General features: G+C 69.1%; 11 protein-coding genes and 1 pseudogene. 9 read left to right on the top strand and 3 right to left on the bottom strand.

Translation table 11 applies throughout. From position 1 onward, the window contains the following. Positions 1–3: 3 nt before the first annotated feature. The 3 genes from ACFQBR_RS06060 to ACFQBR_RS06050 all read right to left on the bottom strand — a co-directional run bounded on the left by ACFQBR_RS06060 (position 4) and on the right by ACFQBR_RS06050 (position 2,931). On the bottom strand, positions 4–765 hold the full coding sequence (locus ACFQBR_RS06060; RefSeq protein ID WP_344178484.1) for a phosphotransferase: 762 nt from the start codon (positions 763–765) through the stop codon (positions 4–6). A gap of 85 nt (positions 766–850) precedes the next feature. After that, positions 851–1,636 (bottom strand): 2-keto-4-pentenoate hydratase, encoded by a 786-nt coding sequence (locus ACFQBR_RS06055; protein ID WP_344178481.1) that lies wholly within the window; start codon positions 1,634–1,636, stop codon positions 851–853. 443 nt (positions 1,637–2,079) lie between these two features. Further along, the gene (locus tag ACFQBR_RS06050) at positions 2,080–2,931 is read right to left on the bottom strand and encodes an SDR family oxidoreductase (protein WP_344178479.1); all 852 of its coding nucleotides are present in this window, start codon (positions 2,929–2,931) and stop codon (positions 2,080–2,082) included. A 101-nt stretch (positions 2,932–3,032) separates the two neighbouring features. Here ACFQBR_RS06050 and ACFQBR_RS06045 point away from each other — a divergent pair, with 101 nt between their 5' ends. The 9 genes and pseudogenes from ACFQBR_RS06045 to ACFQBR_RS06005 all read left to right on the top strand — a co-directional run bounded on the left by ACFQBR_RS06045 (position 3,033) and on the right by ACFQBR_RS06005 (position 12,703). Then, complete coding sequence (locus ACFQBR_RS06045) at positions 3,033–3,608, top strand: TetR/AcrR family transcriptional regulator (protein WP_344178477.1); 576 nt, start codon at positions 3,033–3,035, stop codon at positions 3,606–3,608. Between the two features lie 201 nt (positions 3,609–3,809). Continuing rightward, entirely contained in the window at positions 3,810–5,255 is a 1,446-nt protein-coding gene (gene gndA / locus ACFQBR_RS06040; RefSeq protein WP_344178475.1) for an NADP-dependent phosphogluconate dehydrogenase, read from the top strand. Positions 5,256–6,121: 866 nt separating this feature from the next. Beyond that, a complete protein-coding gene (locus tag ACFQBR_RS06035) occupies positions 6,122–7,411 on the top strand; it encodes a hypothetical protein (RefSeq protein WP_378552340.1) in 1,290 nt (429 codons plus the stop codon). Next, positions 7,408–8,298, top strand: coding sequence for an aminoglycoside phosphotransferase family protein (locus ACFQBR_RS06030; protein WP_344178471.1), 891 nt, complete (start codon positions 7,408–7,410; stop codon positions 8,296–8,298). The genes ACFQBR_RS06035 and ACFQBR_RS06030 overlap by 4 nt, the downstream gene beginning before the upstream one ends. Before the next feature lie 164 nt (positions 8,299–8,462). Beyond that, positions 8,463–8,988, top strand: a pseudogene (locus tag ACFQBR_RS06025) (transposase). Between the two features lie 587 nt (positions 8,989–9,575). Beyond that, positions 9,576–10,961 (top strand): DHA2 family efflux MFS transporter permease subunit, encoded by a 1,386-nt coding sequence (locus tag ACFQBR_RS06020; RefSeq protein WP_344178468.1) that lies wholly within the window; start codon positions 9,576–9,578, stop codon positions 10,959–10,961. A gap of 147 nt (positions 10,962–11,108) precedes the next feature. Next, positions 11,109–11,342, top strand: coding sequence for an NAD(P)-binding domain-containing protein (locus tag ACFQBR_RS06015; RefSeq protein WP_344178466.1), 234 nt, complete (start codon positions 11,109–11,111; stop codon positions 11,340–11,342). Then, a complete protein-coding gene (locus ACFQBR_RS06010; RefSeq protein WP_344178464.1) occupies positions 11,303–11,737 on the top strand; it encodes an NADPH-dependent F420 reductase in 435 nt (144 codons plus the stop codon). The genes ACFQBR_RS06015 and ACFQBR_RS06010 overlap by 40 nt, the downstream gene beginning before the upstream one ends. Positions 11,738–11,953: 216 nt before the next feature. Beyond that, positions 11,954–12,703 (top strand): SDR family NAD(P)-dependent oxidoreductase, encoded by a 750-nt coding sequence (locus ACFQBR_RS06005; protein WP_344178462.1) that lies wholly within the window; start codon positions 11,954–11,956, stop codon positions 12,701–12,703. Positions 12,704–12,782 lie beyond the last annotated feature (79 nt).

Here is a 12,782-nt window from a genome sequence, read left to right as displayed (position 1 = left end):
GCCTCACCAGGCGGCCGGGTCGCCGGGCGGATGCGGCGGGGGAGCGTCGGACACCAGGGCGGCCTCCAGCTCCGCCCGGTGCCGGGCCGTCCACTCACGGGCCTCCCGCACCTCCTCCACGACACCCCGGTCGCGGAAGTGGCGCATCTTCGCGTCGCCCTTCCCCGCCAGGTCGAGGATGCCCCGGCGGCAGCGGTCCTGCCACCACAGGACCGTCTCCACGACGTCCCCGCGTTCGGCGAGTCCGTAGGAGTCGCAGACCAGCCGGATCCGGGCGCCCGCGCCGACCGCCCCGGGGCCCAGGCGCGCGAACTGCCAGCACAGGTGGGCGACGTCGTGCACGCGCCGGCCCGGGGCGGATAGCTCCCAGTCCACGAACGCGTGGGGCACGCCGTTCAGGCCGATGGTGTTGCGGGGGGCCAGGTCGTTGTGGCAGACGACCTCCTGGTCCCCGGCGAGGGCGGTCCCGGCGGTCAGGTCGTGGAACTCCCGGGTGAGCCGGGCCGCACGGGCGATGTAGTGGCGGGGGAGGGGGTCGCGGTAGTGGACGGCCCGGCCGGGGAGGAAGTCGTACACCAGGCGCCCGTTGTGGTCGTGGCCGTACTGGCGGGGCGCGCCCCGCCACCCCCGGCCGTGGAGGTGGTCCAGGAGGGCGCGCTCGAACTCCCTGTCGGGGTGGTCGGGCCGGTGGACGCTCCTTCCGTGGGAGTCGAACTCCACCGACCACGGACGGCGGTCCCCGGCGCCCCCTCGAACACCGGACATTCTTCCCCTTTGGTAGATCTACGTCGTCAAGGTGCGAACTCGGAAAAATCTCACCTGGAGGTGAGAAAACCGGTTCGGCTCCTCCCTACACCGTCTCGGCCACCCGCAGCGTCAGCGACCCGAGCCGGTCGAACTCGGCGGTGAACACGTCTCCGGCCTCCAGGGCGATCGGCGTGTGCAGGGCGCCGGTCAGGACCAGCTGCCCGGGCTCCAGGCCCCTGCCGGACCCGGCCAGGGAGTTGGCCAGCCACGCGAGCACGGCCACCGGGTCGCCCAGCGCCGCGGCGCCGACCCCGGTGTCCACGACCTCGCCGTTGCGGCTCAGGACCATGCCGACCAGGCGGGGCTCGAACCCCTCCAGGGGGACCGCCGTGTCGGAGACGGCGATGGCCCCCGTGGACGCCAGGTCGGAGACCGTGTCGGCGATCCGGATCCGCCAGTCCTCGATGCGGGAGTCGACGATCTCGACCCCGGCCCTGACCTCCGACACCGCCGCCCGGGCCTGCTCGACGGTCACGCCCGGCCCCTTCAGGGGGGAGCCGAGCCTCAGGGCGATCTCCGCCTCGATCTTCGGCGCGATGAAGCGGTCCAGCGGCAGGGTGTCGCCGTCCCGGTACACGGCGGAGGCCAGGAGCGGGCCGTGGTCGGGGGAGTCGATGCCCAGCAGCTTGCGCGCCGGGGCCGAGGTCAGCCCCACCTTGTAGCCGATGACCTCGTCGCCGTCGGCGAGCAGCAGTTCCAGCAGCTCCGCCTGCGTCTCGTACCCCTCCGCCTCGCCGAGCGAGGGGTCGGCGTCGGTGAACGGGGGGACCGGCTTGCGCGTCCGGCGGGCCTCGTGGAGGGCGCGGGCGCGATCGTGTGCCTGGGACATGGCTGACCTCGGACTCTCGGGACGGCGCGGCCGGGGTCGGGAACGGCTGTCCGCCCGCGCGGGTTCTCGTCTGCGCCGACACCGTAGCGCTCCGCGGCGCGTCCCGGAACGGGTACCCCCGCCCGCGACCGCATGACGCCGGGCCGTGTCCTCCGGGGCGGGGCGCCCCGGCCTGGTCGGCACCGTCCTGGCGGGCTACGAGTCGGAGTCGGCCGACGGGCACGAGGGGAAGGCGCGCGGCGGGGGTCCGGAGCAGGCGGCCGACCGGATCGGCCCGTGCCGCCGGGAGGCGCGGGGAACGGCGCGGAACCGTGCTGCCGGGCACCGGATCCTGTTCCGCTGTTCCCGTTCTCCGGCTCCTCGCCCCACCGGGGCGCGTGGGGGCGCGGTCCTGTCGCGGCAGGTCGGCCACGGCAATGCGGTCGCGGCGTCGGCGGGTCGGATCAGGGGGAGAAGGCGACGGACGCTGCGAGGTCCTTCTGGGACCCGAGCGCGGTGAGGCGTTCGGTGAGCGCCGCGTGGACGGCGTCGTAGGTGTCCGAACCGAGGGCCAGGCGCAGGGGCGGGTCGGGGTGGCGGGTGGTGTCGTGGACGACGGCGGCGATCCTGGCCGGGTCGCCGGTGAAGGCGTTCCCGTCGGCGGTCTCCAGGTGGCGCCGGACCAGTCCGACGGCGTTGTCGCGATAGGCGGCCGTCTCGGTGGTGTAGTCCAGGGCCGACGCGAAACCGGTGCGGGTGGCGCCGGGCTCGACGAGGGTGAGGTGGATGCCGAAGTCGCGGACTTCGCGGCTGACGCTCTCGGTGAAGCCCTCCAGTCCCCACTTGCCCGCGTGGTAGGCGCTGTGCGTGGGGATGCCGACCTGGCCGCCCACGCTGGAGATCTGGATGATCCGGCCGCCGCCCTGCTCGCGCATCGGCTTCAGGAAGGCCCGGGTGATCGTCATGGGGGCGAGCAGGAGGACCTCGATCTGGTCGCGGATCTGGTCGGCAGTCATCTCCTCGGCGGCGCCCACGACCGCGTATCCGGCGTTGTTGACCACGATGTCCACGGGTCCGGCCCGGAGCGTCCTGCCGACCACCTCCCCCACGTCGTCCGGCCGGGCGAGGTCGAGGACCTCGACGCACAGCCGGTCGCCGTAGGTTCGGCGCAGGTCGTCCAGGGCCGAGGGGCGGCGGACCGTGGCCGTGACGCGGTCGCCGCTCCGGAGGGCGTGCTCGGTGAGGTGGCGGCCCAGGCCGCCGGAGGCGCCGGTGACGAACCAGTGGCGTACGGCCTTGTCCGGGACAGGGGGCATGGGAGTCTCCTGGAGTAGGGTTCTACCGGAACGTGTTCCGTTTGAACTTTAAGCGGAACGCGTTCCGGAATGCAAGCCGAGACGGACACGAAGGAACCCGCATGCCCGCCACCCCGCGCCGGACCAGGAGCGACGCGCTGCAGAACCGAGAGCGCCTTCTGGAGGTGGCCGCGCAGGTCTTCGCCGAACAGGGTCTGGACACCGCGCCGGCGGCCGTCGCCAAGAAGGCGGGTGTCGGCGTCGGCACGCTCTACCGGCACTTCCCGACCCGGGAGGCCCTCATCGAGGCCGCCTACCGGCGTGAACTCACCCAGGTGTGCGAGAAGGCGGAGGTCCTCCTCGACCGGTACCCGGCCGTCGAGGCGACCCGTGCGTGGATGGAGGACTTCATCCGCTACGCCACGGCCAAGAGCGGTATGTCCGAAGCCCTCAACACGGTCATCGCCTCCGGGGTCGATCCCTACCGGGACAGCCGCGCACTCCTCCTCGGCGCTGTCTCCACGCTCCTGGAGGCCGGCGCCCGGGACGGCAGCCTGCGAACCGATGTCTCCCCCGACGACGTCCTGCTCCTCATGGGCGGTGTCGCCTATTCCGCACGGCACGCCACCGAGGAGCGCGTCCGCCCCCTCGTCGGCCTCCTCGTGGACGCGCTGGCCAAGGGCTCGGCGGAGAGCTGAGCCCGGGGCCCGGGCCCCGGGCCTGGAGCGCCGGAGCCCGGCCGGGGGCCGGTGGCGACCGCGCCCTGCGTGCCGCGGGGCAGCCGAGCCGACACCGCGCCGGGCCACACGCCGGGCGCCCCCGGAACACCGCTCCGGGGGCGCCCGGCTGTACTTTGCAACGGGGGACACAGCCGCCGTCGGACAACAGGGGGACGCAGGATGGACGCCACCGCGCAGATCGGTGTCACGGGCCTCGCGGTCATGGGACGCAACCTGGCCCGCAACCTCGCACGGAACGGGTTCACCGTGGCCGTGCACAACCGCTCGGAGGCCAGGACGCGCGACCTGGTCGACGGGTTCGGGGACGAGGGCTCCTTCGTCCCGGCCTACTCGGCGGAGGACTTCGTCGCCTCGCTCGAACGGCCCCGCCGCCTGGTGGTCATGGTCAAGGCGGGCGGGCCGACCGACGCCGTGATCGAGGAGTTCGCGCCCCTGCTGGAGGAGGGCGACATCATCGTCGACGGCGGCAACGCCCACTTCCTCGACACCCGGCGCCGCGAGGCGGAGCTGCGCGAGCGCGGCATCCACTTCGTCGGGGCCGGCGTGTCCGGGGGAGAGGAGGGCGCCCTGAACGGCCCGAGCATCATGCCGGGCGGGTCGGCGGAGTCCTACCGGTCCCTCGCGCCGATGCTGGAGCGGATCGCGGCCAGGGCGCCCGACGGAGCCGCCTGCGTGTCCCACGTGGGACCGGACGGCGCCGGGCACTTCGTGAAGATGGTGCACAACGGCATCGAGTACGCCGACATGCAGCTGATCGCGGAGGCCTACCAGCTGCTGCGGTCGGTCGCCGGGTACTCGCCCGAGCGGATCGCGGAGACCTTCCGCTCGTGGAACACCGGCCGCCTGGACTCCTACCTGATCGAGATCACCGCCGAGGTGCTCGCCCACCGCGACGGGGCCACGGGCGAGCCGTTCGTCGACGTGGTCCAGGACCGGGCGGAGCAGAAGGGCACCGGCCGCTGGACCGTTCAGACGGCCCTGGACCTCGGGGTCCCCGTGCCGGGGATCGCCGAGGCGGTCTTCGCGCGCTCGCTGTCGGGCGGGGCGGGGCTGCGGGAGGCCTCCCGCGCGCTGCCCGGCCCCGTGCCCGAACCGCTGGGCGAGGAGGAGGCGGCCCGGTTCGCGGACCGGGTCGAGCAGGCGCTGTACGCGTCCAAGCTGGTCTCCTACACCCAGGGGTTCCTGCAGATCGCGGCCGGGAGCGCCGAGTACGGCTGGGACGTGGACCCCGGCGCGGTGGCGGCGCTGTGGCGTGCGGGGTGCATCATCCGCGCCGTGTTCCTGGACCGTGTGCGCGACGCCTACGCCGCCCGGCCGGACCTGCCCAGCCTGCTGTCCGACGACGCGTTCGCGGAGGAGATGGGCCGGGCCCAGGGCGACTGGCGGCACGTCGTGGCCACGGCCGCCGCGCAGGGGGTGCCGACGCCGGGGTTCTCGGCGGCGCTGGCGTACTACGACGCGCTGCGCGCGGAGCGCCTGCCCGCGGCCCTGGTCCAGGGCCAGCGCGACTACTTCGGGGCGCACACCTACCGCCGTGCGGACCGCGAGGGGGTGTTCCACACGCTCTGGGCGGGGGACCGGTCCGAGGAGCGCGTGGACGGCTGAGGCAAGGTCGGGAGGGTCGGAGACTGTTCCCCGGCCCGATCCGACCCGGACCCGGCCCTGCCGCGCGTCGCCGCCCTGGGCGCCCATGGCGTGCCGCGTTCAGGGCGTGCGGGCTCTCGGCGGCGGGACGGAGGAGTGCTGCGGCAGCCCGGAGATCTGGTTGTCCACCCGACTGCCCTCTCGGTCACACAGCCCGCCCAGATCACCTCGTTGACGGGCAACAGGACGAGGGCTCCCTCGCCACATCGGGTGACCAGGTGCTCCACGCCTCCGACTCGGATGTGGTCACCGTAGCCGCGCGCTCCGTCGACCAGCCCGGAGCTGGTCGCGGCGATCTGTTCGACCATCTGGGCGTAGTACCCGGGGCTGGCACCGATGAGGCGCCCCTCGGTAGCGAAGACGAACACGTCGAGACCCTGTTCAACAGCCAGTGCAGCGATCTCCTCGTGCAGGCATGTCGGGGGCCATCGGCGTTCGGTCGGTTCGGTGCCTGGGGGCGGGCTGTGTTCATGCGTCCCATCGTGGAATTCCACACGTCCCAGAGGTATCGGTGAGCCGATAAAGAATATCGGCACCACCGATGGCTAATCTGCGGACGATATGGTATTTGCGGAATGGCTTGGTGGCTGGCGTTGGTCCTTTTTCGGACAAACACGGCGCAGTATCTAGTGTGTGGTTACCGTTGTTCCATGCGCCCCCGCCTCTCGCCCGGAAGGTCCAGGTCCACCATGGCGACGTCCCCCAGTGGTCGTTCATCAACGTCAGCGGCAGAGGCTGTGGTGTGCCGGGCGTGTGGCCGCCCGGTGGCAGGAACTCTCAGATCCGGATGCCGGTGTATCCCGCCTGAGGTGTGGGAACTCCCCGAGATGCAGCAGGCATGGGCGGAGAGGGATGCCACTGCGGTGATTCGCTTGGTGCGGTGGAACACCGACCTGTCCCTGACGGCGCTGGTCAAGCTCACCGGTCTGGCTCAGTCGACGCTCTCCGACGTCATCTCCGGTAAGACCGTCCTGAAGAACCTCGACAAGATCAACACCGCACTCGAAGGGGTCGGGACACTTCGACCCCACCCAACGGCACATTGCTTTCCGGATGAGACCACGGTCACCCAGATCGAACCAGTTGGAGATGTCCCTGACACGGCTTCAGCGGGGAAGCTGGAGGATGTGAAGCGACGACGTTTCCTCGAAGTGGCCGGCACCGGCGCAGTGATCGCCCCCTTCCTCGGGCTCCCCGACCTGCGAACAGACTTCGCCACCGTCCACCCCAGAGACCTCGACCAGATCAACCAAGCCTCCACCGTCTTCTCCGGATGGGACCACACCTACGGGGGCAGCAGCGCACGCGCCGCCGTCAACGCCCACCTCGGCTGGGCGATCGGCCTGCTGGATCGCCACATTCCCACCCGCCTGCGCTCAGAGACCTTCTCAGCCATCGCACGTCTCTCCATGGTCTGCGGATTCATGGCCTTCGACGCCTACGTCCATGACGATGCCCGCAAGATGTTCGCTTTCGCCACCCAGGCAGCCGAACACGCCGACGACTGGCACCTGCGCGCCAAGATTCTCTCCCACCGCTCCCGACAGGAGATCTGGTGCGGTGACCCCGATGCCGGCCTCACCTACGCCGAATTCGCCCTGGTGCGCTCCGACCGGCTCTCCCCACCCGAAGTCGCGATGCTCCTCACCGCCCGAGCCCGAGCCTTCGCCAAGCTCGGGGACAAGCAACAGACCCTGGCCGCGATCGGCGGCGCCGACGAAGCGTTCACCACCGAGAGCCGGGTGCCTCCCCCGGTGTGGATGGGCTACTACGACGCCGCCCAACACGCAGGAGACACCGGACACGCCCTGTGGGACCTGGCCGTTGCCCGGCTTCATCCGATGCCCGCGGCGCAAGAACGGCTCCAGACTGCGGTCGAGGGCCACACCGACGCCTACCGCCGTTCCCGCGCCATCTCCGGCATCAAACTCGCCTCTCTCCAGATGCGCACCGACCCCGAGCAAGGACACAGGACCACGCTGTGCGCTTTGGACGACATAGGCCAGGTCCAGTCCCGCCGTGCCGAGGACGACCTGAGAGAACTCGCTACGACCACGTTCCACCACTCCGCCGACCTGAGCCGCCACATCACGGACCGCATCGAGGCCCACCCATGACACCCCCACACGCAACCGCCTACGACCACATCCTCGACCAGGCCCTGACCCACGCTGGCCTGAACCGATCCCTCGCCACCGCTTCCCCCATCCGACTCGGTGAGAACGCGATCATCGGCTTCCCCGACCTGGTGGCTCGCATAGCCCGCCCCGGACAGGAGAAGGCAGCCCGACGAGAGGTCGTAGTCGCGCGCTGGCTCACCGATCACGGGTTCCCCGTCACCACACCCTTGAACGTGGAGCAACCCGTCGTGGTCGAAGGCCGCGCGGTCACCTTCTGGGAGGTGCTGCCCGAACACACCCCCGGAACCGTCGAGGACGTCGCCCACCTCCTGCGCGACCTCCACGCACTCCCCCTCCCCACCCACCTCGACCTGGGGCACCTCGACCCGTTCGTCCGCCTGCCCCAGCGCATCGATGACGCCATGGGCCTGCCCGACGACGATCTGGCCTGGCTGAGGAACCGCCTGGACTCCCTGCGCGAAGCCTGGTCCCGGCTTCCCGCCGGTCGCCCCCACACCGTGGTCCACGGCGACGCCTGGATCGGCAACATCGCCCGACATGCGAACGGCGCCGTCCTGCTCGACCTGGAGCGCTGCTCGGTGGGACCACCCGAATGGGACCTCGTCTCCACCGCCATCAAGACCAGCTCGGTGCCCTGGCTCAGCAGGGAAGCGTACGACCGCTTCATTCACGTCTACGGCGGCCACAACGTCACCGACTGGCCCGGCTTCACCCTCATGCGTGATCTCCGCGAACTCCGCATGACCCTGTACTTCGTCCAACACTCCGACCAGGAGCGGATGCGCACCGAAGCCCAGCTCAGAATCGACTGCCTGCGAGGCCGACACGGGAAGCGCCCATGGCCGTGGACACCTGCCGCGTGAGCGCGACCACCAGGTCATACCGGGTAAAACCCGCAGAATTCAGAGTCTCAGTCATACCTTTTTCCGCTTTGGTGTACGTGCTCGCTTTGACGGCCAGGGTGCCGATGGGGTGTGGCTTTAAGAGCTCATCTCATTTGGATTCTCGGTAGCCTGCTCCTGTGTCGATGGTGAAACGGCTGGTGCCGGACGAGCTGTGGGAACTGTTCCAACGAGTGGTGCCCGAGGCACCCACGCGCCCCCAGGGCGGCGGCAGGCGCAGACACGGCGACCGCCAGGTGCTGGCCGCGATCATCTTCGTCGCGACCAGCGGCTGCACCTGGGCCCAGCTCCCGCCGGTCTTCGGCCCCTCCGGGCCCACCGCGCACCGGCGCTTCACCGAGTGGACCCGGGCGAGGGTCTGGGCCAAGCTCCAGACTCGTGTTGGACGAGCTCGGTGCCCGCGGCGAGGTGGACTGGTCGCGGTGCGCGAGCCGATGGCTCCGCGCACGTGGGATCGTCCACCGCTTGGCCCGCAAGGGTGTGGAGTCCTCGAAGCAGTTGGGCCGGCACCGGTGGCAGGTCGAGCGCACCATGGCCTGGCTGGCCGGATGCCGCCGGCTGCACCGACGCTACGAGCGCAAGGCCGAGCACTTCCTGGCCTTCGCCAGCATCGCCTGCACGCTGATCTGCTACCGCCGACTCACCAAATGAGATGAGCTTTAAAGGCGAGGCGGTCGGGGCGGCGCTACTGCGCCGCTCCGACGCTGCGGGCCCCCTCGTCGTGGTCGCGACCCTATGGCCCGACCATGACAAAGCCTTCAGAGATCGCCCCGAACGGAGAGCAGAGGACCGACACAGTAAGGCGCGGGAACTGCTGGCCCAGGCCCACTACACCTACGTCCCCGACTCTTTCGCTGATCAGCTGGATACCGTGCGTGGGTTGGCACGTCAAGATGGGTCCCTGGCCGCAGCCGTTCAGACGGGCGGCACCGAGCTCACCCAGGTCCCGCTCTGCCGCGCGATCACTGCTGCTGGTCGCTGACGCGAGCAGCAAGTCGTCACCGTTACCGGGGGACCGGCATCGTTCAGCCGAAGATTAGCCCCCAAGCTGGCCCGCGCTTAGGGCCGGTCCGAAACGGATCACTATCCGCTGTGAGCTACCGAACACGCCCTGGCTTGACATTGACATTAATGTCAATGTTGACGATGGGGGGGTGACTACTTACTCTCCTGCAGGCGGGCCCGCCTCGGCGACTGATCGCCTGGGGCCTGGCGACGCCCTCGTCATCGGTCTGCTCATGGCTTCCACGTTCCTTGTGTTGCTCAATGAGATGTTGCTGGGTGTCGCTTTGCCGACCCTTATTGCCGATCTCGGCATCACACCGTCGGCCGGCCAGTGGCTGACGACCGGCTATCTACTGACTCTTGCTGTCCTCATCCCAGCGACCGGCTTCATCATGCGGCGCTACCATCTTCGGACAATCTTCCTGACGGCACTGTCGGTGTTCATCGTCGGGACCGCGATCGCCGCTGCGGCTCCGAGCTTCGGCCCTCTCCTCGTCGGCCGCATCGTGCAGGCAGTGGGAACGGCAGTGTTCGTGCCCTTGCTCATGGCCACGGCGATCCGCTTGGTACCGGAGTCGCGACGGGGCCGGGTGATGGCGATCGTGACTGCCGTCCCTGCTATCGCTCCCGCAGTTGGGCCGGCCGTCTCGGGCCTCGTGCTGACATACCTGCCGTGGCGTTGGCTCTTCATCCTGGTGCTGCCGCTCGCCCTGGTCGCCCTGATCGCCGGTGCTCTCAAGCTGAAGAACATCACCACTCCAGAGCGTGCATCCTTGGATCTGTGGTCGCTGGCGCTGTCCATCCTCGGGTTTGGCGGGCTGGTGTTCGGGTTGTCTCTGATCGGCGAGTCTGTGTCCGGCCATGCGCCCGTGCCTCCGTTTGTTCCTATCGTGGTCGGTGCGGTCGGGTTGGCCGCCTTCGTGTTTCGCCAGGTGGCCCTTCGTCGACATGGGGACCCGTTCCTGGACTTGCGCATCTTCCGGAGCCGGACGTTCACGGTGGCGATCGTGATCATGCTCTTCGTCGCCATGAACGGCTTCGGCGTCGCACTCGTCCTGCCCTTCGTCCTGACCGGGGCGCTGGGACTCAGCACCCTGGCGATCGGGCTGTTCCTCCTACCAGGTGGAGTCGTCATCTCGGTTGTGTCCGCACTCGGTGGGCGCGTCTACGACCGATGGGGTCCCCTGCCTCTCACGATCCCGGGTGCGGTGATCTGGGCATCGAGCATCTGGGCCCTCAGCACCCTGAATGACGCCAGCAGCGTGTGGACCTATCTGGCGGGCTACCTCATCATGACCGCTGGTCAGGCGATGATCTGGGCACCGGTAACGACCCTCGCGCTGTCGTCTCTCCGCTCGGAGCTCTATCCGCATGGGAGTGCTGCCTTCACCACGGTGCAGCAGCTCGCCGGCGCCGCCGGCGGCGCGGTATTGGTGTCCGCGTACACGATCGGCTCGAATGCAGCGGATGCTGGCCAGCTGACCGTGGCCCAGACCGTCGTCGCTGGCCAGACGGCGCTCATGATGGCCGGGATCATCGCCCTTGCTGGCTTCATCGGCACGCTGTTCATCGGGCGGCGTCGGCAGGCCATCAAGGCAGAGGCCGCACCGTCCAGCTAAGCGTGTCCCACATGATCGGCGCCCTGCGGCGGGCCGACACGGATTGGCCAGGGTGCGACAGGGACGGCCCTGCCGCGCCCTTCTCGGCACCATGCGCCGCGTGCGCCCCGAGAAGATCGAAGCGGGACGGATTTGACCTTCACATTAATGAGAAGGTCCAGACTGGAGTTATCGCTCGACGACACAGAGGTGGACCCTATGAAGATCGGAATTCTCGGCGCCGGATCGATCGGTGCCACGTTAGTGCAGCGACTGAGCAGTGCCGGGCATGATGTGAAGGTCGCGAACTCCTGCGGCCCGGAGACCATTGACCCGTCTCTGCTGACCTCGGGGCATAGGCCGTGGACGCCGCCGACGCGGTGGTGGACACCGACGTACTGATCTCCTCGATCCCGTTCAACCGTATGCCCGCGATCGCACCGCTGATCCGCAGCACCCCACCGGAGACCGTGGTCATCGATACAGCGAACTACTACCCGCGCCGCGATGGCAACATCGCTGATATCGACGAGGGCATCGTCGAGAGCGTCTGGGGCGCTGAACAGTTCAATCGCCCCATCGCGAAGGCCTGGAACGCGCTCACCTCTCAATCCTTCGCGGATAATATTGCCCCGGCCGGCACTCCGGGGCGCATCCCCATCGCTGCGGATCGTCAGAGCGATCGTGCTGTGGCGATGCAGCTCGTCGATGAGACCGGGTTCGATGCATACGATGCTGGCGCGATCGCCGATTCAAGGATCGGCTTCCGCGGCGCCGCGATCTCGCCCTCGATCTGATCATGGAGCGCGCCCAGGGAGACACGACGATCACCGGCGACTTCCTGGTGCGCCTCAACCGCGCCATCTACATGTAAGCCCCTCCCCACTCCTTCGAGGGGCCCGGCAGCAACAAGCCCGACATGGCTCACCTCGGCCGAGAGGCCCTCTCGTTGTCGTATTGAACCATCACGATCCCGCGTCGCTCCGTCGGCGCACAACACCTAGGAGGCACCCATGGGACGCCTGGACAACAAGGTTGCACTGATAACAGGAGCCGCAGTCGGCATGGGCGCAGAACATGCCCGCGTCTTCATCGCCGAGGGTGCGAAAGTCATCATCACCGACCTCAACGAGAAGGATGGCTCAGAGCTCGCCAACGAGTTGGGAGAGAACGCCTTGTATGTGCACCACGACGTCTCGGACCCCGCTTCCTGGGCTGCGGCCGTCGCCACTGGTACCCAGGCGTTCGGACCCATCACCGTGCTCGTGAACAACGCGGGCCTGTCCGGGCCCAGCGCGGTCACCGCTGAACTCGACCCCGAGGCATACAACCTGGTCGTTGCGGTCGACCAGACCGGAGTCTTCCTGGGCATGCGGGCAGTGCTGCCCGGCATGGTCGACGCTGGAGGCGGATCGATCGTGAACATCTCGTCGGCCGCAGCGATGGCCCACCTCCCCGGGACACCCAACGTGGCATACACGGGCGCCAAAGCGGCGGTCCGAGGCATGACCAAGGCGACGGCGATCGAGTACGGGCCCCACAACGTACGCGTCAATTCCGTGCATCCAGGCGCCATCCTCACCCCCATGGCGAAGAATCTGAACGACACCAAGGAGCTCGAGGCCCTCGCTCAAACCCTCCCGATCCGCCGGTTCGCAGACCCTCGCGAGGTGTCCTACACGGTGCTCTTCCTCGCCTCTGACGAGGCCTCGTACATGACGGGCAGCGAGCTTGTCGTTGATGGAGGACGCTTGGCCGAATAGCCCAGCCTGAATCGCCCCCGTCTCACGCGCGTTCAGCTGCTTCGACTGATCACAGTCATCTTCTAGGAGAGCGAGCTCA

Source organism: Nocardiopsis tropica (genome assembly GCF_042660575.1).
Lineage (GTDB): Bacteria > Actinomycetota > Actinomycetes > Streptosporangiales > Streptosporangiaceae > Nocardiopsis > Nocardiopsis tropica.
Note: the sequence above shows the minus strand (reverse complement) of the source record. Positions and strands in the feature narration are given on the sequence as shown.

Coding starts and splice junctions, on each gene's coding strand:
- ACFQBR_RS06020 (WP_344178468.1), top strand. CDS start 9,576: ATGGCTTCCACGTTCCTTGTGTTGCTCAATGAGATGTTGCTGGGTGTC.
- ACFQBR_RS06035 (WP_378552340.1), top strand. CDS start 6,122: ATGCAGCAGGCATGGGCGGAGAGGGATGCCACTGCGGTGATTCGCTTG.
- ACFQBR_RS06030 (WP_344178471.1), top strand. CDS start 7,408: ATGACACCCCCACACGCAACCGCCTACGACCACATCCTCGACCAGGCC.
- ACFQBR_RS06050 (WP_344178479.1), bottom strand. CDS start 2,931: ATGCCCCCTGTCCCGGACAAGGCCGTACGCCACTGGTTCGTCACCGGC.
- gndA (WP_344178475.1), top strand. CDS start 3,810: ATGGACGCCACCGCGCAGATCGGTGTCACGGGCCTCGCGGTCATGGGA.
- ACFQBR_RS06045 (WP_344178477.1), top strand. CDS start 3,033: ATGCCCGCCACCCCGCGCCGGACCAGGAGCGACGCGCTGCAGAACCGA.
- ACFQBR_RS06005 (WP_344178462.1), top strand. CDS start 11,954: ATGGGACGCCTGGACAACAAGGTTGCACTGATAACAGGAGCCGCAGTC.
- ACFQBR_RS06060 (WP_344178484.1), bottom strand. CDS start 765: ATGTCCGGTGTTCGAGGGGGCGCCGGGGACCGCCGTCCGTGGTCGGTG.
- ACFQBR_RS06055 (WP_344178481.1), bottom strand. CDS start 1,636: ATGTCCCAGGCACACGATCGCGCCCGCGCCCTCCACGAGGCCCGCCGG.
- ACFQBR_RS06015 (WP_344178466.1), top strand. CDS start 11,109: ATGAGAAGGTCCAGACTGGAGTTATCGCTCGACGACACAGAGGTGGAC.